This is a genomic window from Streptomyces sp. NPDC093252, assembly GCF_040683675.1.
Taxonomy (GTDB): Bacteria; Actinomycetota; Actinomycetes; order Streptomycetales; family Streptomycetaceae; genus Streptomyces.
Genome location: NZ_JBFBEM010000017.1, coordinates 162,469 through 183,689 on the forward strand (window position 1 = coordinate 162,469; position 21,221 = coordinate 183,689).

17 protein-coding genes and 1 pseudogene are annotated in these 21,221 nt (G+C 73.3%); 8 read left to right on the forward strand and 10 right to left on the reverse strand.

Annotation, left to right across the window (positions count from 1 at the left end; genetic code table 11):
* The first annotated feature begins 5 nt into the window (after nt 1–5).
* From AB0O01_RS31195 to AB0O01_RS31210, 4 genes and pseudogenes are all read left to right on the forward strand, one after another.
* Nucleotides 6–404, forward strand: coding sequence for a 6-carboxytetrahydropterin synthase (locus AB0O01_RS31195; protein ID WP_365318606.1), 399 nt, complete (start codon nt 6–8; stop codon nt 402–404).
* 257 nt (nt 405–661) lie between these two features.
* On the forward strand, nt 662–1,837 hold the full coding sequence (locus tag AB0O01_RS31200) for a glycosyltransferase family 4 protein (RefSeq protein WP_365318695.1): 1,176 nt from the start codon (nt 662–664) through the stop codon (nt 1,835–1,837).
* The gene (locus AB0O01_RS31205) at nt 1,834–2,664 is read left to right on the forward strand and encodes a class I SAM-dependent methyltransferase (RefSeq protein WP_365318608.1); all 831 of its coding nucleotides are present in this window, start codon (nt 1,834–1,836) and stop codon (nt 2,662–2,664) included. Before AB0O01_RS31200 ends, AB0O01_RS31205 begins: the two co-directional genes overlap by 4 nt.
* Nucleotides 2,661–3,593: pseudogene (locus tag AB0O01_RS31210) on the forward strand (lysylphosphatidylglycerol synthase transmembrane domain-containing protein); the annotation flags it as partial. The gene AB0O01_RS31205 and the pseudogene AB0O01_RS31210, both read left to right, overlap by 4 nt.
* Nucleotides 3,594–3,805: 212 nt before the next feature.
* On the opposite strand, the gene AB0O01_RS31215 reads toward AB0O01_RS31210, so the two are convergent.
* Complete coding sequence (locus tag AB0O01_RS31215) at nt 3,806–4,576, reverse strand: creatininase family protein (RefSeq protein WP_365318610.1); 771 nt, start codon at nt 4,574–4,576, stop codon at nt 3,806–3,808.
* 58 nt (nt 4,577–4,634) lie between these two features.
* Between AB0O01_RS31215 and ribA the strand changes: the two genes are divergently transcribed.
* Entirely contained in the window at nt 4,635–5,294 is a 660-nt protein-coding gene (gene ribA, locus AB0O01_RS31220; RefSeq protein WP_365318612.1) for a GTP cyclohydrolase II, read from the forward strand.
* Between the two features lie 65 nt (nt 5,295–5,359).
* Here ribA and AB0O01_RS31225 read toward each other — a convergent pair whose 3' ends face one another.
* Nucleotides 5,360–6,592 (reverse strand): serine hydrolase domain-containing protein, encoded by a 1,233-nt coding sequence (locus AB0O01_RS31225; RefSeq protein ID WP_365318614.1) that lies wholly within the window; start codon nt 6,590–6,592, stop codon nt 5,360–5,362.
* A 216-nt stretch (nt 6,593–6,808) separates the two neighbouring features.
* On the opposite strand from AB0O01_RS31225, the gene AB0O01_RS31230 reads away from it, so the two are divergent.
* The gene (locus AB0O01_RS31230; RefSeq protein WP_365318615.1) at nt 6,809–7,315 is read left to right on the forward strand and encodes a PPOX class F420-dependent oxidoreductase; all 507 of its coding nucleotides are present in this window, start codon (nt 6,809–6,811) and stop codon (nt 7,313–7,315) included.
* A gap of 69 nt (nt 7,316–7,384) precedes the next feature.
* Here the strand turns inward: AB0O01_RS31230 and AB0O01_RS31235 are convergent, their stop codons facing one another.
* The 6 genes from AB0O01_RS31235 to AB0O01_RS31260 form a co-directional block, all read right to left on the reverse strand.
* On the reverse strand, nt 7,385–8,848 hold the full coding sequence (locus AB0O01_RS31235; RefSeq protein ID WP_365318617.1) for a membrane-associated oxidoreductase: 1,464 nt from the start codon (nt 8,846–8,848) through the stop codon (nt 7,385–7,387).
* Nucleotides 8,849–8,947: 99 nt separating this feature from the next.
* A complete protein-coding gene (gene gnd / locus AB0O01_RS31240) occupies nt 8,948–9,841 on the reverse strand; it encodes a phosphogluconate dehydrogenase (NAD(+)-dependent, decarboxylating) (protein WP_365318619.1) in 894 nt (297 codons plus the stop codon).
* Between the two features lie 131 nt (nt 9,842–9,972).
* Nucleotides 9,973–10,911: a glucose-6-phosphate dehydrogenase assembly protein OpcA gene (opcA, locus tag AB0O01_RS31245; RefSeq protein WP_365318621.1), complete on the reverse strand. Its 939-nt coding sequence runs from the start codon at nt 10,909–10,911 to the stop codon at nt 9,973–9,975.
* The gene (gene zwf, locus AB0O01_RS31250) at nt 10,908–12,467 is read right to left on the reverse strand and encodes a glucose-6-phosphate dehydrogenase (RefSeq protein ID WP_365318623.1); all 1,560 of its coding nucleotides are present in this window, start codon (nt 12,465–12,467) and stop codon (nt 10,908–10,910) included. Before zwf ends, opcA begins: the two co-directional genes overlap by 4 nt.
* 92 nt (nt 12,468–12,559) lie before the next feature.
* Nucleotides 12,560–13,810 (reverse strand): Ig-like domain-containing protein, encoded by a 1,251-nt coding sequence (locus AB0O01_RS31255; RefSeq protein WP_365318624.1) that lies wholly within the window; start codon nt 13,808–13,810, stop codon nt 12,560–12,562.
* A gap of 768 nt (nt 13,811–14,578) precedes the next feature.
* Complete coding sequence (locus tag AB0O01_RS31260; protein WP_365318626.1) at nt 14,579–16,675, reverse strand: MMPL family transporter; 2,097 nt, start codon at nt 16,673–16,675, stop codon at nt 14,579–14,581.
* A gap of 338 nt (nt 16,676–17,013) precedes the next feature.
* On the opposite strand from AB0O01_RS31260, the gene AB0O01_RS31265 reads away from it, so the two are divergent.
* Nucleotides 17,014–17,475: a VOC family protein gene (locus tag AB0O01_RS31265; protein ID WP_365318628.1), complete on the forward strand. Its 462-nt coding sequence runs from the start codon at nt 17,014–17,016 to the stop codon at nt 17,473–17,475.
* A 51-nt stretch (nt 17,476–17,526) separates the two neighbouring features.
* On the opposite strand, the gene AB0O01_RS31270 is transcribed toward AB0O01_RS31265, so the two are convergent.
* Both AB0O01_RS31270 and AB0O01_RS31275 read right to left on the reverse strand, forming a co-directional pair.
* Nucleotides 17,527–18,198, reverse strand: a complete 672-nt coding sequence (locus AB0O01_RS31270; protein WP_365318629.1) for a response regulator transcription factor — start codon at nt 18,196–18,198, stop codon at nt 17,527–17,529.
* The gene (locus AB0O01_RS31275) at nt 18,195–19,586 is read right to left on the reverse strand and encodes a histidine kinase (RefSeq protein WP_365318630.1); all 1,392 of its coding nucleotides are present in this window, start codon (nt 19,584–19,586) and stop codon (nt 18,195–18,197) included. The genes AB0O01_RS31270 and AB0O01_RS31275 overlap by 4 nt, the downstream gene beginning before the upstream one ends.
* Before the next feature lie 257 nt (nt 19,587–19,843).
* Here AB0O01_RS31275 and AB0O01_RS31280 point away from each other — a divergent pair, with 257 nt between their 5' ends.
* Nucleotides 19,844–21,184, forward strand: a complete 1,341-nt coding sequence (locus AB0O01_RS31280; RefSeq protein WP_365318632.1) for a 6-phospho-beta-glucosidase — start codon at nt 19,844–19,846, stop codon at nt 21,182–21,184.
* Nucleotides 21,185–21,221: the final 37 nt, after the last annotated feature.

The following is a 21,221-nucleotide window of genomic DNA, read 5'->3' on the forward strand; positions in this document are numbered from 1 at the left end:
GCCCGTTGTTCAGTGTCACCGTCCGTGATCACATCATGATCGCCCACAGCTTCCGCGGCGAGGTGTTCGGCCCGGCGCAGCGCCTGCACGGAGCGACCTTCCTGGTGGACGCCACCTTCCGGCGGGAGCAGTTGGACGACGACAACATCGTCGTCGACATGGGCCTCGCCGCCCGCGAACTCGGCGCCGTCACCGGCGAGCTGAACTACCGCAACCTCGACAACGAACCCGGCTTCGCGGGCGTCAACACCTCCACCGAGTTCCTGGCGAAGGTGATCGCCGACCGGCTCGCCGAACGCGTCCACCGGGGCGCCCTGGGCGAGGGCGCCCGCGGCCTCACCGCCCTCTCCGTCACCCTGCACGAGTCGCATGTCGCCTGGGCGAGCTACGAGCGTGCCCTGTGACCGACACGACACTCCTCCCCACCCCGGCGGTCCCGGCCGCCCCGGCCGCCCTCTCCGCCCCGGTCGTCCCGGTTGCCCAGGCCGCTCCGGTCACCCCGCCCGCTCCGACCGCTCCGGTCACCCCGGCCGTCCCTGTCATCCCGGCCGCCCCGACCGCTCCGGTCATCCCAGCCACCTTGGCCGTCCCGGTCATCCCCGCTACCTCAGACCTCCCGGTCACGCCAGCCACCTCGGCCGTCCCGGTCATCCCAGCCACCTTGGCCGCTCCGGTCGCCCCACCCGCCCCAGTCACCCCGGCTGCCCCCGCCGCTCTCCGCGACGGCGGGATCATCCCCATGTCCCTGCGCACCGTGCACTTCGTGATGCCGGCCGGGGTCGACGACCCGGCCGCCCCGAGCGGCGGCAACGCCTACGACCGCCGGATCTGCCTCGACCTGCCCGGCTTCGGCTGGCGGGTACGGCGCCACCTGGCCGCCGGAGCCTGGCCGCGCCCCGGCCGGGACGCCCGCGCCGCCCTCGCCGGGCTCCTCGCCGCCCTCCCCGACGGCGCGGTCGTCCTGCTGGACGGCCTGGTCGCCTGCGGCGTCCCCGACGCGGTCCTCCCCGAAGCCGGCCGACTCCGCCTCGCCGTCCTGGTCCATCTCCCGCTCGCCGACGAGACGGGCCTCACCCCCGGGGCCGCCCAGGAACTCGACACCCGTGAACGCGCCCTGCTGCGCGGCGTCCCCGCCGTCATCGCCACCAGCGACTGGGCCGCCCGCCGCCTCGTCGCCCGCCACGGCCTCGCCCCCGACCGCGTCCATGTCGCCACCCCCGGCGCCGACATCGCCCCCCTGGCCCCCGGCACCGACGGCGTCTCCCGCCTCCTGTGCGTGGCCGCCGTGACCCCCCGCAAGGGCCAGCACCGGCTGGTGGAGGCCCTCGCCCGGGTCGCCGAACCGCCCTGGACCTGCGTCTGCGCGGGCGCGCTCACCCAGGACCCGGCCTACGCCGACCGTCTCCGCGCCCTCATCGCCCGGCACGGCCTCACCGACCGCGTCGACCTCACCGGCCCCCGCACCGGCCCCGCCCTCGACGCCGCCTACGCCACCGCCGACCTGATGGTCCTCCCCTCCCGCGCCGAGACCTACGGCATGGCCGTCACGGAGGCGCTCGCGCGCGGTGTCCCGGTGCTGGCGACCGAGGTCGGCGGCCTCCCGGAGGCGCTCGGACGGGCCCCCGACGGCAGGGTCCCCGGCATCCTCGTCCCGCCGGACGACCCGGCCGCCCTCGCCGCCGCACTGCGCGGCTGGTTCGGCGAGCCGGATCTCCGCCGCCGCCTCAAGTCCGCCGCCCGGGGCCGCCGGGCCGCCCTGGACGGCTGGGCCTCCACCGCCCAGTCCCTGGCGGGCGTCCTCAGCAGGCTCCCCGGCGACCCCGGGAGGCCGGCATGACCGACACGGACACCACCCTGCCGGGCGCGGGCCCCGACGACTCCCCGCGCTACGCCCCCGAATGGCTGGAACTGCGCGAGCCCGCCGACGCCGCCGCCCGCGCCACGGATCTGCTGGACCCGCTGCGCGCCCGGCTCGGCCCGGCCACCGGGCTGGTCGTCCACGACCTGGGCTGCGGCACCGGCTCCATGGGCCGCTGGCTCGCCCCCCGCCTCGACGGCCCCCAGCACTGGGTCCTGCACGACCGCGACCCCTCCCTCCTCCACTTCGCCGCCACCCACGCCCCTCGCTCCGCCGCCGACGGCAGCGCGGTGACGGTCGAGACCCGCCGGGGAGAGGTGGCCCGACTCACCCCGGACGCCCTCGACGGGGCGTCCCTCGTCACCGCCTCGGCCCTGCTGGACGTCCTCACCGCCGACGAGATCGACACCCTCGCCGCCGCCTGCGCCGGCGCCGGCTGCCCGGCCCTGCTCACCCTCACCGTCGTGGGCCGCGTCGACCTCACCCCGGCCCACCCCCTGGACGGCGCGCTCACCGAGGCGTTCAACGCCCACCAGCGCCGCACCGGCCTGCTCGGCCCGGACGCGGTCACCGCGGCGTGCGAGGCGTTCTCCCGCCGGGGCGCCACGGTCCACCTCCGCCCGAGCCCCTGGCACCTGGGCCCCACCCGGCCCGCCCTGACGACCCAATGGCTCCGGGGCTGGGTGACAGCGGCAGTGGAACAAGCCCCGCACCTCGAACCCCGGGCAACCCCCTACCTCCACACCCACCTCACCCACCCACCCCAAACAACCGTCCACCACACCGACCTCCTGGCCCTCCCATGACAAACCAACCAACACCCCCCACCTCTCAGGGGCGCGGGGAACTGCGCGAACACCCCCCACCCACCCGCACATCCCCACCCACCTCTCAGGGGCGCGGGGAACTGCGCAAAAACCCCCCACCCACCCGCACCCTCCCCACCACCCTCACCCCCACCCTCAAAAAACACCTCGGCACAGCCACCGGCACAGCCACCCTCACCCTCCTCACCCTCCACCTCGGCACCTCCGCCATCACCGACGGCCTCCACCGCATCACCACCCCCACCCTCACCACCGCCCTGGCCCTGGGCGCCCTCACCACCCTCCTCAGCGCCTACCGCTGGCACCTGGTGGCCCGCGCCCTCACCCTCCACCTCCCCCTGGCCCCGGCCGTCGCCGACTACTACCGCGCCCTGTTCCTCAACGCGGCCCTCCCCGGCGGCGTCCTCGGCGATGTCGACCGCGCCGTCCGTCACGGCCGCACCCAGGGCGACCTGGCCCGCGGCGTCCGCTCCGTCGTTCTGGAGCGCACCGCCGGTCAACTCGCCCTCGCCGTCGCCGCAACCGCCGTCCTCCTCACCCTCCCGTCCCCCGTCCAGCAGCAGACCCGCCACCTGGGCCCGCTCCTCCTGATCGGCGCCGCGGGCACCACCGCCGTCCTCCTCACCCTCCGCGGACACCGCCCCCACCCCTGGCTCACCGAGGCCCGCACCGCCCTCCTCTCCCGCCGCACCGGCCCCGGAGTGGCCGTCTCCTCACTCCTGGTCCTGGCGGGCCACACCGCCCTGTTCGTCGTCGCGGCCCGCGTCGCCGGAGTCACCGCACCCGTCCTGACCCTGCTGCCGCTGGCGATGCTCGCCCTGCTCGCGATGAGCGTCCCGCTGAACGTCGGCGGCTGGGGCCCCCGCGAGGGCGTCACCGCCTGGGCCTTCTCCGCGGCCGGCCTCGGCGCGGGCAGCGGTCTGACGACGGCGGTGGTGTACGGAGTCCTCAGCTTCGCCGCGAGCCTCCCCGGCGCCCTGGTCCTCCTGACCCGCACCACGAAAACCCTGCGCACCCGAGCACGCACCCGAACCCGCACCCGCACCCGCACCCGCACGGAACCCCGCACCCCCACCCGCACCCCACCCCCACTCACCCACGGCGGCAAGCAGGCCGCCCCCTACCCCTCGCCCCCAAGCAGCGCCACATACGCCCCGAACGAGTCCGTGAGGCTCGCCAGCAGTTCCTTCCCCTTTTCCGCGGACCCCAGGGAAGGACGGCCGATGACCCCCGAATCGGTATAGCCGGACATACCGAGAGTCAGCAGATGCCGCCGGTCGTCCCGGACGAAATCGGCACTCTCATATCCGGACCCGACCATCTCCGGATGAGCGTGCAGAAGAAGGGAGGTCTCTATTTCCCCCGCGTGCATATCGGTGAGCAGCGAGGTCTCCACCCCCGCCCGCTCCAGCGCCCGTTCCCAGTCCTCGACGGCGGGGAAGAGCGCCATCCGCTCCCCGCGCGCGGAGGCTTCCTGCACCACATTGCCGAGGACATAGTTCCCCCCGTGGCCGTTCACCACCACCAGGGCGTCGACCCCCGAGCGCCGCAGCGAGTCGGCGATGTCCCGGACGACCGCGTGCAGGGTCACGGCCGAGATGCTCACCGTCCCCGGCCAGGCGGCGTGCTCGTGGGAGCAGGAGATCGTCACCGGAGGAAGGAGGTGCACCGGGTACGCGGCGGCGAGTTCACGGGCCACGGCACAGGCGACCAGGGTGTCGGTCGCCAGCGGCAGAAAGCGGCCGTGCTGCTCGAAACTCCCCACCGGCAGCACCGCGATCCGGGCCGCCCCGGCGGCGCCCCGGCGCCGGACGTCCTCGGTGGTGTCCACCGGCAGCGGCCAGGCCGGCGCCCCGTCGGCCCCACCTCTTCCCGATCCCGAATCACCCATCTCTTTCCGGCCTTTCGTCTGGCTCAGTCACCACCCAGGAATCCTTAGGAACCAGATCATGACAGAGAACATCGGCGTACTCGGCAAGAAGTCCCCGCAGCGGACCGGCGTGGAACGCATGGTGAATGCCCCGCTGCCCACGGTGTACGGGAAATTCCAGGCGTTCGGCTATCTCGACCACGACCGGGGCGAGGAGCAGGTGGCCCTGGTGCACGGCGACCCGGGCGCCGAGAACGTCCTCACCCGGCTGCACTCGGAGTGCCTGACCGGAGACGCCTTCGGCTCGCAGCACTGCGAGTGCGGCGACCAGCTCTCCTCGGCGCTGCGCGCGGTCGTCGTCGCGGGCGGGGGAGTGGTCGTCTATCTGAGAGGCCATGAGGGCCGGGGCATAGGGCTGCTGGGCAAGCTGCGGGCGATGGCGCTCCAGGCGGAGGGCCTGGACACCGTGGAGGCCAATCTCGCCCTCGGGCTGCCGGTCGACGCCCGGGACTACGGGGTGGCCGCCGAGATCCTGCGCGATCTCGGCGTCCGCTCGGTACGGCTGCTGTCCAACAACCCGCGCAAGCGCGAGGCGCTCGTCCGGCACGACATCCGGGTCACCGAGCAGGTCCCGCTGCTGATCCCGCCGTGCGAGAGCAACATCACCTATCTCCGCACCAAGCGGGAGCGGCTGGACCACCATCTCCCGCACCTGGACACGGTGGCCCACTGGTCATGACGCCCAGGGATGGCCCACTGACCATGACGCCCAACAGTGCCCCACTGGCCAAGACCTCCCCACCCTCACCCCACCACCGCCTCATGCACCAGCCGCTTCAGGTCCGGGAAGATCGTGTGGGAGGCGCGCGGCCGGAGCTGGGTGTAGAACTGCACGGTCAGATCGCGGCCCGGGTCGACGAAGAACGTCGTGGTGGCCGCCCCGGTCCAGCCGTACGTCCCCGGCCCGGCGGGGGCCCGGGTGCGGGCCGGGTCGATCACCACGGAGACGCCCAGACCGAAGCCGAGACCCTCGTTGCCGGGTTCGTCATGGGCGGGGCGGCTGCCGAAGGCGCGCAGATCGGCGCCGCCGGGAAGGTGGTTGGCGGTCATCAGCTCCACCGTCGCGGGCGACAGCAGCCGTACGCCGTCCAACTCGCCCCGGCGGCGCAGCAGTTCCATGAACCGGTGGATGTCGGGGGCGCCCGCCACCATGCCGCCGCTGCCGGACAGGAACCGGGGGCGGCCCTTGAGGGGCAGCCCGGCGATCGGCTCGATGCCGTCGCCGTCGGCGCGGTCGCCGTACAGCTCCGCGAGGCGGACCGCCTGCTCGGGGTCGACCTCGAACCCGGCGTCGGTCATCCCCAGCGGGCGGAACAGCCGCTCGGCGAGGAAGACATCGAGGGGCTGACCGGACACCACCTCGATGACCCGGCCGAGGACATTGCTGGCGACCGAGTAGTTCCACTGGGTGCCCGGCTCGAACTGGAGGGGCAGCCCGGCGTAGATGTCGACGGTCTCCTCCAGGGTGGCGCCCGGCGGCACGGACGACTCCAGACCGGCGGCGAGATAGAGCGCGTCGACGGGGTGGGTGCGGTAGAAGGCGAAGGTCAGACCGGCGGTGTGGGTGAGGAGATGCCGGAGCAGAATCGGTTGCTCGGGAGGGCGGGTCCGGAGGGTGTCCCCCGACCCGCCCGCGTAGACCCGGGTACCGGCGAAGACGGGCAGATGGCGGGCGACCGGGTCGTCCAGGGACAGCCGGCCCTCCTCCATCAGCATCAGCACGGCGACGGCGGTGACCGGCTTGGTCATGGAGTAGATCCGCCACAGGGTGTCGGGCTCGACCGGCAGTCCGGCCGCGAGGTCCCGGCTGCCGTGCGCGGTGAGATGGGCGACCCGGCCGCCCCGGGCGACGGACACCAGGAACCCGGGCAGCCGCCTCTCGTCCACGAGATGCGCGAAATGCTGGTCGAGCCGGTCCAGTGCCTTCGCGTCCAGCCCCACCTCGACCGGGTCCACCTCTTGCCGCAGTCCTGCCATCGCGCGCTCCTCAGCTTCCTTACGACGGAGTGCGGGTCGATATACCCCCGCCTCCGCGAACTCAGCCCTCATCGTCGCGCAGAACCGCATGTGGGGGCGGGTGGAAGGACCGGATCCGGAGTGTGGCGCCGGTTACTGCCGTGGCAGCGGCGGCCGTTGCGGTGAATCCGGCGCGATCCGGGAATGGCCTTCCCCCCGCCCCCCGTTGCACCGCACATGACCGATGAGACGGAACAGACGGACCAGACGGACCAGACGGACCAGACGGAACGCACGCACCGGACGGAGCAGGACGGGACGACGACCGGCGCGCTGCACCGCCTGCTCGCCGAGGAGCGCGGCGGGGTGCTGGTCACCCTCAAGCGCGACGGCCGGCCCCAGCTCTCCAATGTGGTGCACGCCTACGACCCCGAGGAAGGCGTCATCCGGATCTCGGTCACCGACGACCGGGCGAAGACCCGCAACGCCCGCCGCGACCCCCGGGTCTCCTACCACGTCACCAGCGCCGACCGCTGGGCCTACGCCGTCGCCGAGGGCACCGCCGACCTCACCCCGGTCGCCGCGGACCCCGGTGACGCCACGGTCGAGGAACTCGTCCGCCTCTACCGGACCATCTCCGGGGAACACCCCGACTGGGACGACTACCGGGCGGCGATGGTCCGCGACCGGCGGCTGGTCCTGCGCATCCCGGTAGAGCGCGTCTACGGCATGCCCCGCCCCTGAGAAGCCCCCCGTCCCTGACGAGCCCCCCGTCCCTGACGAGCCCCCCCGCCCACGAGAAGCCCCCCTCGGTCAGGGCCGGTTGACGATCCGCGCCACGCCCGCGACGACCGTCGACGCCAGCACCCAGCCGGCCAGGACCAGGACATAGGACAGCTTCTGGTACCAGCCGTCGGGGGTGAACGCGGACTCCTGGCCGAAGGAGATCACCGGCAGCAGCAGATCGAGGGTGTAGAAGACGGGGTCGAAGCCGGGGGCCTCGGCGGGTTTCAGCGGGCGCGGCGGGTGCAGTCCGAAGACCAGGGAGCCGACCGCGACCAGGGAGAGCAGCCAGCCACCGGCCCGCAGCGGCCGGAAGCCGTACCCGACGGTGATGTCCTGGACCGTCCCCCACGCCCGGCCGTACCAGGACAGGGTGGTGCGGCGGCGGCGCTGCTTGGCGAGCTGCACCCGCCGGGCCGCGTCCTCGTCGCCGATCCGGCGGTAGGCGGCGGTGAGCTGCTCGTAGGCGTAGGGGACATAGCCGTCGCCGTCGCGCTCCAGCAGCGGCAGCCGGCGGGCGGCGGGTTCGTTGGGGATCAGGGATGTGTAGACCAGGCTCTCCAGATGGACCGTGCCCGGCAGTTTGTCCGGCTCCAGGAACAGCACGTCGACCTGGGTGTGCCGGAGGCTGACCCGGCCGTCGACCGGCGGCCCGGCGCGCAGCCAGAGCTGCCCGATCACCGCGCTCGCCGCCCGCAGCACGGTGTCCCCGGGGTGCGCGAGGTCGATGTACGACAGATCCAGGCGGCCGGTGATCCGCGCGCCGCGCAGTCCGATCCAGCCGCGCACCCGGGCCCGTTTGACGACCAGATCCCCGTCGACGGTGACCTTCTGGGCGTCCAGGGCGAGTCCCGCGGGTGGTTCGAGGCGGGCCTCGGAGAGGTCGATGCCGCCGCCGATGGTGGCCCCGTTGAGCCGTATCTCACCGGTCGCGCGCAGTCCCGGCGCCCACAGGTCCTCGCCGATGGTGGCCTGGTTGAGCCGGAGGGCGGGCTTGGCGGGATCCGGGGAGGTGAGGGACGCCCGCGCGAGGAAGAGCGCCCCGCCGATCTGCGCGCCCACCAACTGGATCCGCCCGCGCATCCGGCACTCCGACAACTGGAGCAGCCCCTCGACCCGCACACCGCCGAGGTCGAGCGCGGGCAGCGAGGAGCCGCGCAGGCTCAGCCGCCGCAACTGGGCGCCGTAGAGGTCGGGCGGGTCGGTGAAGTGGCAGTGGCTCAGCCGGACCGGGGTGTCCAGCACCGCGTGCGTCAGATCCAGCGGGCCGGTGATCCGGGCCCCGGACACCCGCAGCGCCGGGACCTCGCCCTCCTCTTCCGGCCCGCTCACCAGCAGTGCCTTCAGCACCGAGGCCCGCAGGGTCCGCCCCGGGCCCCAGCAGGCGCCGTCCTCGGCGTCCTCGTCCGGCGCGGTCCGGAAGTCCACGCTCGCGCCCCGGGGGAAGGCCCGCCACACCCGCTGTTCGGCCGCCGTCAGATCGTTGATCTCCATCGCAGGCCGACTCTGTCCCGGGGGCGCGGAGCTGTCAACCGGCGCCAACCGGCGTCGGCCGAGGCGGGGTTGAGCGACACGGACCCCACCCCGGTGCCGCTACCGCTCCGGCGTCCCGCCCTTGGACTCCACCGCGTGGCCGCCGAACTGGTTGCGCAGCGCGGCGATCATCTTCATCTGCGGGGAGTCGTCCTGCCGGGAGGCGAACCGGGCGAACAGCGACGCGGTGATCGCCGGGAGGGGTACGGCGTGGTCGATCGCCGCCTCCACGGTCCAGCGGCCCTCCCCGGAGTCCTCGGCGTAGCCGCGCAGCTTGTCCAGATGCTCATCGGCGTCGAGGGCGTTGACGGCGAGGTCCAGCAGCCAGGAGCGGATGACCGTACCGTCCTGCCAGGAGCGGAACACCTCCCGGACGTTGTCCACCGAATCGACGCTCTCCAGCAGCTCCCAGCCCTCGGCGTAGGCCTGCATCATGGCGTACTCGATGCCGTTGTGGACCATCTTGGAGAAGTGCCCGGCGCCCACCTTGCCCGCGTGGACATAGCCGTACGGCCCGTCCGGCTTGAGTGCCTCGAAGATCGGCTGGAGCCGCTCGACGTGCTCCTTGTCGCCGCCGACCATCAGGGCGTAGCCGTTCTCCAGGCCCCACACCCCGCCGGAGACCCCGGCGTCCACGAAGCCGATGCCCCGGGCGCCCAGCTCGGCGGCGTGCTTCTCGTCGTCCGTCCAGCGGGAGTTCCCGCCGTCGACCACCACGTCCCCGGGCTCCAGCAGCCCGGCCAGCTCGTCGACGGTCGACTGGGTGGCGGCCCCCGCCGGGACCATCACCCACACCGTGCGCGGCGCATCCAGGGCCCCGACCAGCTCGGCGAGGCTGCTGACATCGGTGACGTCGGGGTTGCGGTCGTAGCCGACGACGGTGTGGCCCGCACGGCGGATCCGCTCGCGCATGTTGCCGCCCATCTTGCCCAGACCGATCAGACCCAGTTGCATGTCAGTTCGCTTTCCGTGAGTTCCATCAGTGCGGTGGTGGGGGTGGGGTGGGTGCGGGGGTGGGATGGGTGCGGGGTTCTGTCCCGTCTCGTCTCGTCCCGTCCCGTCTCGTTTCGTCTCGTTTCGGTTCGTCAGACGGATGCTCCGGTCTGTGCCGTCCGGGTCCCGCCGCGCAGGGCGACGGCGTACATCTCGTCGGCGTCGAGGCGGCGCAGTTCCTCGGCGATGAGTTCGGAGGTGGGCCGCACCTTCAGGGCGAGGGTGCGCGGGGGCTGGCCCGGCAGGGTGAGGGTGGCGAGCGGGCCCTCGGGGCGGTCGATGACGATGTCGCCGCCCGCCGTGCCCAGCCGTACCGCCGTCACCACCGGACCGCCGGTCACCACCCGGTCCACACTCACCCCGAGCCGGGCCTCCAGCCAGCGGGCGAGCAGTTCCGCCGCCGGGTTCTCCGCCTCCGCCTCCACCGCCGCCGACACGATGTCCACCCGCCCCTGGTCCAGGGCCGCGGCCAGCATCGAACGCCAAGGGGTGAGCCGGGTCCAGGCGAGATCGGTGTCACCGGGCGCGTAGGACCGCTTGCGGGTCTCCATCACCCGCATCGGGTTCTCCACCGCGTACAGATCGGTGATCCGGCGCTGCGCGAGCGCGCCCAGCGGGTCCTTGGCGGGGTTGTCGGGCGCGTCCGCCGGCCACCACACCACCACCGGCGCGTCCGGCAGCAGCAGCGGCAGCACCACGCTGTCGGCGTGGTCGGACACCTCGCCGTAGGTGCGCAGCACCACCGTCTCCCCGGTCCCGGCGTCGGCGCCCACCCGGACCTCCGCGTCCAGCCTGGACCGGGTGCGGTCGCGCGGGCTGCGGGCGTGCCGCTTGATCACCACCAGGGTGCGCGAGGGATGCTCGTGGGACGCCTCCTCGGCGGCCCGGATCGCGTCGTAGGCGTTCTCCTCGTCCGTGACGATCACCATCGTCAGGACCATGCCCACGGCCGGTGTCCCGATGGCGCGGCGGCCCTCCACCAACGCCTTGTTGATCTTGCTTGCCGTGGTGTCGGTCAGGTCGATCTTCATGGCCTGCGCCAGCTCCGTCCGTCTTGTGCGAGCATCTCGTCGGCTTCCGCGGGGCCCCAGGTGCCCGACGCGTAGCGCGCCGGGCGGCCGTGGGACGTCCAGTACTCCTCGACCGGGTCGAGGATCTTCCAGGACTCTTCCACCTCCTGGTGGCGGGGGAACAGATTGGCGTCGCCGAGCAGCACATCCAGGATCAGCCGCTCGTACGCCTCCGGGCTGGACTCGGTGAACGACTCGCCGTACGCGAAGTCCATCGTCACGTCCCGGATCTCCATCAAGGTCCCCGGCACCTTCGAGCCGAACCGGACCGTGACGCCCTCGTCCGGCTGGACCCGGATCACGATCGCGTTGCGGCCCAGCTCCTCGGTGGCCGTCGCGTCGAACGGGGAGTGCGGGGCGCCCTGGAACACCACCGCGATCTCCGTCACCCGCCGCCCCAGCCGCTTGCCGGTGCGCAGATAGAAGGGGACGCCCGCCCAGCGCCGGTTGTCGACCGCCAGCTTCAGGGCCGCGTAGGTGTCGGTGACCGAGGCGGGGTCCGTGCCGTCCTCGTCCAGATACCCGGGCACCCGTTCGCCGCCCTGCCAGCCCGCCGTGTACTGGGCGCGCACGGTGTGCCGCCCCAGGTCCCCCGGCAGCCGCACCGCCTTCAGCACCTTCAGCTTCTCCGCGAGCAGCGACTCCGCGTCGAACGCGGCGGGCTCCTCCATCGCGGTGAGCGCGAGGAGCTGGAGGAGGTGGTTCTGGATGACGTCCCGGGCCGAACCGATGCCGTCGTAGTAGCCGGCCCGGCCGCCGATGCCGATGTCCTCGGCCATGGTGATCTGCACATGGTCCACGAAACTGCGGTTCCAGATCGGTTCGAACAACTGATTGGCGAAGCGCAGGGCCAGAATGTTCTGGACGGTCTCCTTGCCGAGGTAGTGATCGATCCGGAACACCTGGTCGGGCTCGAACACATCGTGCACGATCGCGTTCAGTTCCCGGGCGCTCGCCAGATCGTGTCCGAACGGTTTCTCGATCACCGCCCGCCGCCACGCCCCCTCCGGCGCGTCCGCCAGCCCGTGCTTCTTCAGTTGCCGGACCACCTTGGGGAAGAACTTCGGCGGTACGGAGAGATAGAAGGCGTAGTTGCCGCTGGTCCCCCGGGAGGCGTCCAGCTCCTCGACCGCCGAGCGCAGCTCCTTGAACGCGATGTCGTCGTCGAAGTCGCCGGGGATGAACCGCATGCCCTCGGCGAGCTGCTGCCAGACCTCCTCGCGGAACGGGGTGCGCGAGTGCTCCGCGACGGCGTCGTGGACGACCTGCGCGAAATCCTCGTCGGCCCAGTCCCGCCGGGCGAACCCGATGAGCGAGAAGCCGGGCGGCAGCAGCCCCCGGTTGGCCAGGTCGTACACGGCCGGCATCAGCTTCTTGCGGGACAGATCGCCGGTCACCCCGAAGATGACCAGCCCGGACGGACCGGCGATCCTGGGCAGCCGCCGGTCGCGCGGATCGCGCAGCGGGTTGACCCACGCTTCCTGACGCTGCGTCTGCCTGCTCTGCGCGCTGCTCATCTGACGCCGGTCCCCTCACATCTCGCCGGAAGCGGTGACGACCGCTCGGTCCGATGTGTTCGACCTCAAAAGTCAGACCTTTATTCCCCCCGCTACAGGGCGCTGCCCGCCCGCCAGTCCGCCCAGGACAGGTTCCAGCCGTTGAGCCCGTTGGCCGGGTCGACCGTCACCTCACCGGAGTTCTCGACGATCACCACATCCCCGAGCATCGAGCTGTCGTAGAACCGGTAGCCGTCGGCGCGGGTGTCGTCGGCGCCCCGGGTGTCGTCCAGCGAGACACAGCCGTGGCTGGTGTTCTCGCTGCCGAACACCGAGGACGCGGCCCAGTAGTTGCCGTGCACGAAGGTGCCGGAGGTGGTGAGCCGCTGCGCGTGCGGTACGTCCGGGATGTCGTACTCGTCGCCGAGCCCGACCGTGGAGGACTCCATCCGGGTCTCCTTGGACCGCTCGCTGATCACCATGATCCCGGACCAGGTCAGATGATCGGGATCGCCGCCGGTGACCGGATAGGTGGCGAAGGTCTCACCGTCCCGGCGAACCGTCATCTCCCTGGCCGCCAGATCGACCGTGCTGATCTGCTCCCGCCCGATGTGGAAGGTGACGTCCTTGGCCTGGGTGCCGTACACCCCGTCCGCGCCCGCCACGTCCCGCAGCCGCAGCCCGAGGGTGATGGTGGTGCCGGAGGCCCAGTAGGTCTCGGGGCGGAAGTCGAGCCGGGTGTCGCTGAACCAGTGGCCGACGATCTCGACGGGCGGCTCGGCGGACACCGTGATCGCCCGCTGCACCGCCGCGCGGTCGGTGACGGCATGGGTGAAGTTCAGCGACACGGGCATGCCGACGCCGGAGGTCGAACCGTCCTCGGGCGTGAAGTAACCGAGGAAGGTCTCGCCGGGCCGGGTGGTGGTGAAGACGGCGACCGACTCCGTCCCGTCGTCGGCCACCGCCGTGACCGTGTACTCCGTCCCCGACAGCGGATTCCCGTCCGAGGTCCACGTCGTACGGTCCGCGCCGAACGACCCGGCCAGGGTGCTGCCGTCGCCGCCCGCCACCCGTACGGACGTCAGCGCGGCCCCGCCGTTGCGGACCGCCACCTCGACGGGACTGACGAAGGACGCCGCGGTGGTGCCGTCGGCCGGGATGACCGTGATCTCGGGGCGTTGCGCCGCGGACTCGGCGGTGGTGGCGTCTCCCGACCCCGTTGAGCCGGTGCCGCTCGCGTCCGCCGAGCCGGTGCACCCGGCGAGGGCGGCGGCTCCCGCCGCGCCCAGCAGGGAGATCACTCCCCGCCGCGACCACTCCTGCGGCTGCCGTCCGGACCGGTTCGGTATGTGCGGGACACCCACGGTGAGCCTTCCTGTTCGTACGACTCGTGCGAGTGCATGGTGCGTTGCTTGGCTGGGGGGAGGCTGTGAAGGGGGTTCCCTCCGGGGGTTCGGGGGCTTTTCCTGCTGGGGTGCTGGGGTGCTGGGGTGCTGGGGTGCTGGGGTGCTGGGGTGCTGGGGTGCCGGGTGAGGTGGGGGCGGGCGGGTGGGTGGTGTGAGGCGGAGAGGTGGGGGCGGGTGGTGAAGGGGGCGGGGGATGGGGTCGGGCGAGGGGGTGGGGGCGGCGAGAGGGGTGGGTCGGTGCGGGCGGGGGGAGCCGGTGGGTTCCCACCCCCGTGGGGGACCCACCGGGGGCATGGGCGTCGGCGAGGGGGCGCTCCGCCGTCCGGTCCACCGTTCCCGCCTCCCGCCTCCCGCTGCGGATGTGCGGATGTGCGGATCTCCGGGTCCCGGGACGGTCGCTCCAGTGCCCGACGGCGACCGGGAGCGCCGTACCGGTGACTGCGGCCGGAGTTACAGCTCCGGCGCTCCTTGCCGTGGGCGCCGACCGAACCCGGCGCACCTGCCGTGCCGCCGCGCAGGCACTCGGTGACGACCAGCGCGGGCCCCGCCTCCACCGCCGTGTGGGTGGCCCCCAGCCCCGGCGCCCGGCCTGACCCGCGCTCCGGCCCGCCAAGGCTCCCGCCCCGGCCTCTGCTCCCGGCCCGGCACCCCTGCCCTTGACCCGGCACTTCTGCCCCTACCCCCCACCCCCTACCTCCTGCCCCCGGCCCCTCCCCCTCCCCCCGGTTACAGCCGGGCCGGCTCCCGCTGTGGGGGTGCTTCGGTCAGGGCGATGCGGTCGTGGGCCCTGCGCAGAGGCCGGGGGGCCCACCAGGCGTAGCGGCCCAGCAGGGCCATCGTCGCCGGGACCAGGAGCATCCGGACGATCGTCGCGTCGATCAGGACCGCCAGGGTCAGGCCCAGGCCGATCTGGAGGATGGGGGCGAAACCGCCGGTCATGAACGCGCCGAAGACGATCGCCAGCAGCAGCGCGGCACAGGTCACCACCCGGCCCGAGCGGGCGAGCCCGGTGATCACGGCCTCCCGGTCGTCCCCGGAACGCGCCCGCGCCTCCCGCATCCGCGCCAGGATGAACAACTCGTAGTCCATGGCCAGTCCGAACGCGATCGCGATGATCAGCGGGGGCGCGGTGAGACTGAGCGCACCGAGTTCCTGCGAGCCGAGCAGCCCGGCCAGATGCCCGTCCTGGAAGACCCAGACGACGACCCCCAGCGCCGCGCCCAGACTGAGCAGCGTGGTGGCGATGGTGCGCAGCGGCAGCAGTACCGAACCGGTGAAGGCGAACAGCAGCGCGAAGATACCCGCCAGGACGGTCAGCGCGGCCCAGGGCGCCCGTTCGGCCAGCATCTCCCGGAAGTCGACCAGCCGTGCCGCCGTGCCGGTCACCGTCACCGGCTCCTCCCCGCGCAGCTCCCGTACCCGCTCGACGAGGGCGGTGGCCCCGTCGCCGTCGACCGGGCCGGGCGGGGGGAGTTCCACGACCGTGGCGCCGCCCGGCAGTTCCCTGCTCCCGGCGCGGGACGACAGCGCGCGGATCCGGTCGGCGGTCGCCGGGTCGGTGCCGGGCTCCATGACGACGGTGACGGGGGCCACCCCGGTACCGGGCGGGAAGTGCGCGCCGAGCGTGTCGTGGAGCTGCCGGGCCTCGGTGTCGGCGGGAAGCTGGGTCGCGTCACCGATGTTGATCCGCAGCCCGGAAACCGGCAGCGCCAGCACCAGCAGCGCCGGGACGGTCACCGCGATCACGGCCACCCTGCGCCGCGCGGCGAACCGGGCCAGCCGCGCGAACACCCGCCCCTCCGCGCCGTCCGGCCGCTCCTTCGCCGCCGGGATCCTCGCCCCGAACCGGGCCAGCAGCGCCGGCAGCAGGGTCAGCGCGGCCAGCATGTCGATGACGACGACGGCCGCCACCGCCAGCCCCATACTGCGCAGGAACACGCTCGGGAACACCAGCAGCCCGGTCAGGCTCACCGCCACCGTCAGCCCCGAGAACAGCACGGTCCGCCCGGCCGCCGCCACCGTCCGGTGCACCGCCTCCGTCACATCCGGTGTCGTCCGGCGCTCCTCACGGAACCGGACCAGCATCAGCAGCGCGTAGTCCACCGCGAGACCGAGGCCCAGCATGGTGGTGACCTGGATCGCGTACACCGAGATGTCGGTGACCTGGCTGAACACGAACAGCGCCAGGAACGCCCCGGCGATCCCGCTGACCGCGACCACCAGCGGCAGCCCCGCCGCGCGCAGCCCGCCGAAGATCACCAGCAGCAGCGCCAGCACCACCGGCAGCGAGATCAGCTCCGCGTTGCGCACATCCTCCTGCGCCTGACCGCCCAACTGGGTGCCCAGCAGCGGGCCGCCGCTGACATGCACCTCGGGCGCCTCGATCGCGTGGAGGCGCTCGGCCGTGGCGTCGATGACCCGTTCCTCGGCATCGTCGTCCAGCCCGCCGTCGAAGGTGACCGGGATCAGCAGCGCCCGCCCGTCCTCGGAGGCCAGCCCCGGCGTGGCGTACGGGTCGGGGACGGCGGCCACCCCGGAGAGCGACCGCAGCTCAGCCACCGCCCGCCCCACCTCCTCGCGCAGCGCGGGGCCGTCGACGGCGGGCCCCTTCACCACGGCGGTGATCGACTCGCCGTCGGGATCGGCCCGGTCGAGATACTGAGCCGCCGCCTCCGACTCGGTGCCCGGTACCTCCGGGACATTGTCGGAGAGCCGGGCGAACACCCCCGTACCGAGCCCGAAGCCGAGCAGCAGGAACAGCGCCCAGAGCGCTATCACGGTGAGTGGGCGGCGGGTCGCCGTCCGGGCGAGTGCGGTCAACACGGTGCCTCCCGGCAGATCGTGGACTGGATGCCCACAGCCTCCCGGCGCACCCGGTCCGCCCGGATCGCCGGGACGAGCGGTTTCCCCGACTCGCCCGCATGGGGGAGGAGACGGCCCGGCTCACTCCTGCGAGGGAGACCGGGGGAGGCCGGGGGAGGCCGGAAGGGGATCGGCAAGGGACCGGCAAGGGACCGGAAAGGGACCGACCGCATGGGGACCGGAAGGAGACGGCGGGAGGTCGAGGACGGCGACCAAACCACGGCCCGCCGCCCCGGTCAGGAATGGACACCGGCGCTCGCGGGTTGAGGTGATCGTCCGTGCCCAGCGAAGGAGCTCCGATGCCCGCCGACCCCACCGTCCCCGCCCCCGACCCTTCCCCCGCCTCCGCCTCCGCCCCCTCCCCGGTCCGCGAACTGCGTCTGGTCGTCACCGCCGAGGACTACGACGCCGCCCTGCACTTCTACCGGGACGTGCTGGGGCTGCCCGAGCAGGCCGCGTTCTCCTCCGAGGGCGGACACGTCACCATCCTGGACGCGGGCCGGGCCACCCTGGAGATCACCGACCCGAAGCACGCCGCGTTCATCGACGACGTCGAGGTCGGCCGACGTGTCGCCGGGCCGATCCGGGTGGCCTTCCAGGTCGACGACTCCACCGCCGCCACGGCTCGGCTCGCCGCCGCCGGGGCAGAGATCGTCGCCGAGCCCACCCGCACCCCCTGGAACTCCCTCAACTCCCGCCTGGAAGCCCCCGGCGCCCTCCAATTGACCCTCTTCGAGGAACTGGACGAGGCCAAGCGCTGACCCGATCCAGGGTCCTGGCACCCCAGGGCCCCGCGCCCCAGGGCCCGGGGCCTACCCGGCGCCCCCCGGCGCCACCAACCCCGTCTCGTAGGCGCAGATCACCGCCTGCACCCGGTCCCGCAGACCCAGCTTGCTCAGCACATTGCTGACATGGGTCTTCACCGTGTGCTCGCTCACGAACAGCGTCGTGGCGATCTCGGCGTTGGACAGCCCCCGGGCCAGCAGCCGCAGGGTCTCCACCTCGCGCGCGGTGAGCACGTCCAGCCGCCGCGGGGTGGCCTCGGCCGCCGCCTCCGCACGGCGGCGCCGCACGATGTCCGCGACCAGCCGCCGGGTCACCGCCGGGGCCAGCAGCGAATCACCCGCCGCCACCACCCGCACCGCGTGCACCAGATCGTCCCGGCGGACGTCCTTCAGCAGAAAGCCGCTCGCCCCCGCGTACAGCGCCTCGTACACATACTCGTCCAGATCGAACGTGGTCAGCATCACCACCTTGCAGCCGGACCCCGCGCACACCCGGCGCGCCGCCTCCAGGCCGTCCATCACCGGCATCCGGATGTCCAGCAGCAGCACATCGGGCGCGTGGGCGCGCACCGCCGCCACCGCCTCGGCGCCGTCCCCGGCCTCCGCCACCACCTCGATGTCCGGCTGCGCCTCCAGGATCATGCTGAAGCCGCTGCGGACCAGTTCCTGATCGTCGGCCACGACCACCCGTACGCTCACCCGACGGCCGCCTCCCGCTCGGCGGCGGCCACCGGCAGCCGCACCAGCACCCGGAACCCGCCGCGCGGTCCGAGCCCGCTCTCGGCGGTCCCGCCGCAGGCCGAGGCCCGCTCCCGGATGCCGATCAGCCCCTGACCGCCACCGGGTTCACCCCCCGGTCTCCCGGCCGGGCCGGCTACCCCCGGTCCACCCGGCCGGACCTCACCGCCCGGCCGGACCTGTCTGCCCGGTCCACCCGGCCGGACCTGTCCGCCCTGCCCGCCGGGCCGGACCACACCGCCCTGCCCGCCTTGCCCGCCCTGTACGTACTGCCCGCCCTGCCCGCCGGAGAGCCCCGCAGGGCCCCGTCCGTCGTCCGTCACCGTCAGGGTCAAGGCGTCCTCCGTCCAGTCCAGCGCGACCGTGGCGGACGAAGCGTACGCGTGTTTGACCGTGTTGGTGAGGGCCTCCTGCACCACCCGGAACGCGGCCACATCGGTGTCCGGCGGCAGCGCCCGCGGCTCGCCCGACGTGCGCATCTCCACCCGCAGCCCGGTGGACTCCCGTACCTGACGCACCAGTTCCGGCAGGGTCACCACCCCCGGCTGCGGCAGCCGCTCCGCCCCCACCCCCGCGGCCCGCTCCTCCGCCAGCACCCCCAGGATCCGCCGCAACTGCCCCATGGCGTCCCGCCCGCTGGCCGCGATGGCGTCGAACGCGGCCTCCGCCCGCTCCGGATCCCGGCGCACCACCACCGGCCCGGCCTCCGCCTGGACCACCATCAGACTCACCGCGTGCGCCAGCACATCGTGCATGTCCCGGGCGATCCGGGACCGCTCCTGGGCGCGGGCCCGCTGGGTGTCGGCGGTCCGCTCCCGCTCCAGCCGCAGCGCCCGGTCCTCCAGTTGGGCCGTGTACGCCCGCTGGAGCCGGGCCAGCATGCCCAGCGCGTACGCGCACACCACGGTCATCAGATGGAACGCGTACTCATAGGGCTTCGGCACCTCGAAGTGGTTCATCGTGGCCGCCACCCCGAGCAGCCAGCCCACCAGCAGGATCCGCCGCTGCACGGGCGGGCAGAGCGCGGCCACCGTGTACAGCGCCACGGCCCCGCCGTACACCACGTCCGGCGGCGGCGCGTGATGGATCGCCATCGCCGGGGTCACCACCGACACCGCGCAGGCCGTCAGGAACGGCGCCCGCCGCCGCCACACCAGCGGCACTGCGGTGGCCGCTCCCAGCGCGAACCCCTGCCAGGTCAGATGCTCGGACTTCTCGCCGGGAAAGATCCACTGGAGGGTGGTCGCGAACAGCACCAGCGCCGCGAGCGCCGCGTCCACCACATACGGATGCGTGGTGCGCAGCCGGGTGACGACGGGGGCGATCCAGGACGGGACGACGACGGACATGGGCGGCTCCTCGGGACGGGACCGGGGCAATCCAGTATCGGCCGCGCCCCTCCCACCGGTCCTCACCGACAAGAGGGATATCCGGGCCTCCCACCTGAGAGCCACCACCCCCGTACCGGGGAGCCACCACCCTCCCACCCGGGAGCCACCCTGCTCCCGCCCGGGAGCCACCCTCCCCCCTGGCAGCCATCCCCGTGGTACCCCTTGATCCATCGCCCGTCACAGGAGCGACGGACCGGAGAGACGGAGAAGACAGCGTGAGGCTGACGATTCTGGGTGGCGGCGGGTTCCGCGTACCGCTGGTGTACGGGGCGCTGCTCGGCGACCGGGGCGAGGGGCGGGTCGGCGAGGTCGTGCTGCACGATCCGGACGCCGGCCGGCTCTCCGCCGTCACCCGGGTCCTCGCCGAGCAGGCCGAGGGCGTCCCCGGCGCCCCGGCCGTCACCGCGACCACCGACCTGGACGAGGCCCTGCGCGGTGCCGACTTCGTGTTCTCCGCGATCCGCGTCGGCGGTCTGGAGGGCCGGGCGCAGGACGAGCGGGTGGCGCTCGCCGAGGGGGTCCTCGGTCAGGAGACCGTCGGCGCGGGCGGGATCGCCTACGGGCTGCGGACCGTACCGGTGGCCATGGACATCGCCCGCCGGGTCGCCCGGCTCGCCCCCGACGCCTGGGTCATCAACTTCACCAACCCGGCCGGACTGGTCACCGAGGCCATGTCCCGCCACCTCGGCGACCGGGTCATCGGCATCTGCGACTCACCGGTCGGCCTCGGCCGCCGCATCGCCCGGGTGCTGGGCGTCACGGACCCGGCCGCGGCCTGGATCGACTACGTCGGCCTCAACCATCTCGGCTGGGTGCGCGGCCTGCGCGTCGCCGGGCGGGACGAACTGCCGCGGCTGCTGGCCGACCGCGCGCTGCTCGGCTCGTTCGAGGAGGGCCGCCTCTTCGGCCCCGACTGGCTCCGCTCGCTCGGCGCGGTCCCCAACGAGTATCTCCACTACTACTACTTCAACCGCGAGACCGTGGCCGCCTACCGGGCGGCCGAGCGGACCCGCGGCGCCTTCCTCCGCGACCAGCAGGCGGGGTTCTACGCCGAACTGGGCGACCCCGCCGCCCCCGCCCTCGCCGCCTGGCACCGCACCCGCGCCGAGCGCGAGGCCACCTACATGGCGGAGAACCGGGAGAGCGCCGGAGCCGGTGAGCGCGAGCCCGAGGACCTGTCGGGCGGGTACGAGCAGGTCGCCCTGGCCCTGATGCGGGCCATCGCCCGGGACGAGCGCGCCACCCTGATCCTCAACGTCCGCAACCGCACCACCCTGGCGGCCCTGGATGCCGAAGCGGTCATCGAGGTGCCGTGTCTGGTGGACGCGAACGGCGCGCACCCGGTCGCCGTCGATCCGCTGCCGCTGCACGCGACCGGGCTGGTGTGCGCGGTGAAGGCGGTCGAACGGGAGGTGCTGGCGGCGGCGGCCTCCGGCTCCCGGGCGACGGCCGTGAAGGCGTTCGCCCTGCACCCGCTGGTCGACTCGGTCGAGGTGGCCCGACGGCTGGTCGACGGGTACCGGGCCGTCCATCCGGGCCTGGCGTACCTCACCTGACCCCGGGTGCGGTCGCGCCCCTTCCCATCAAGAATGG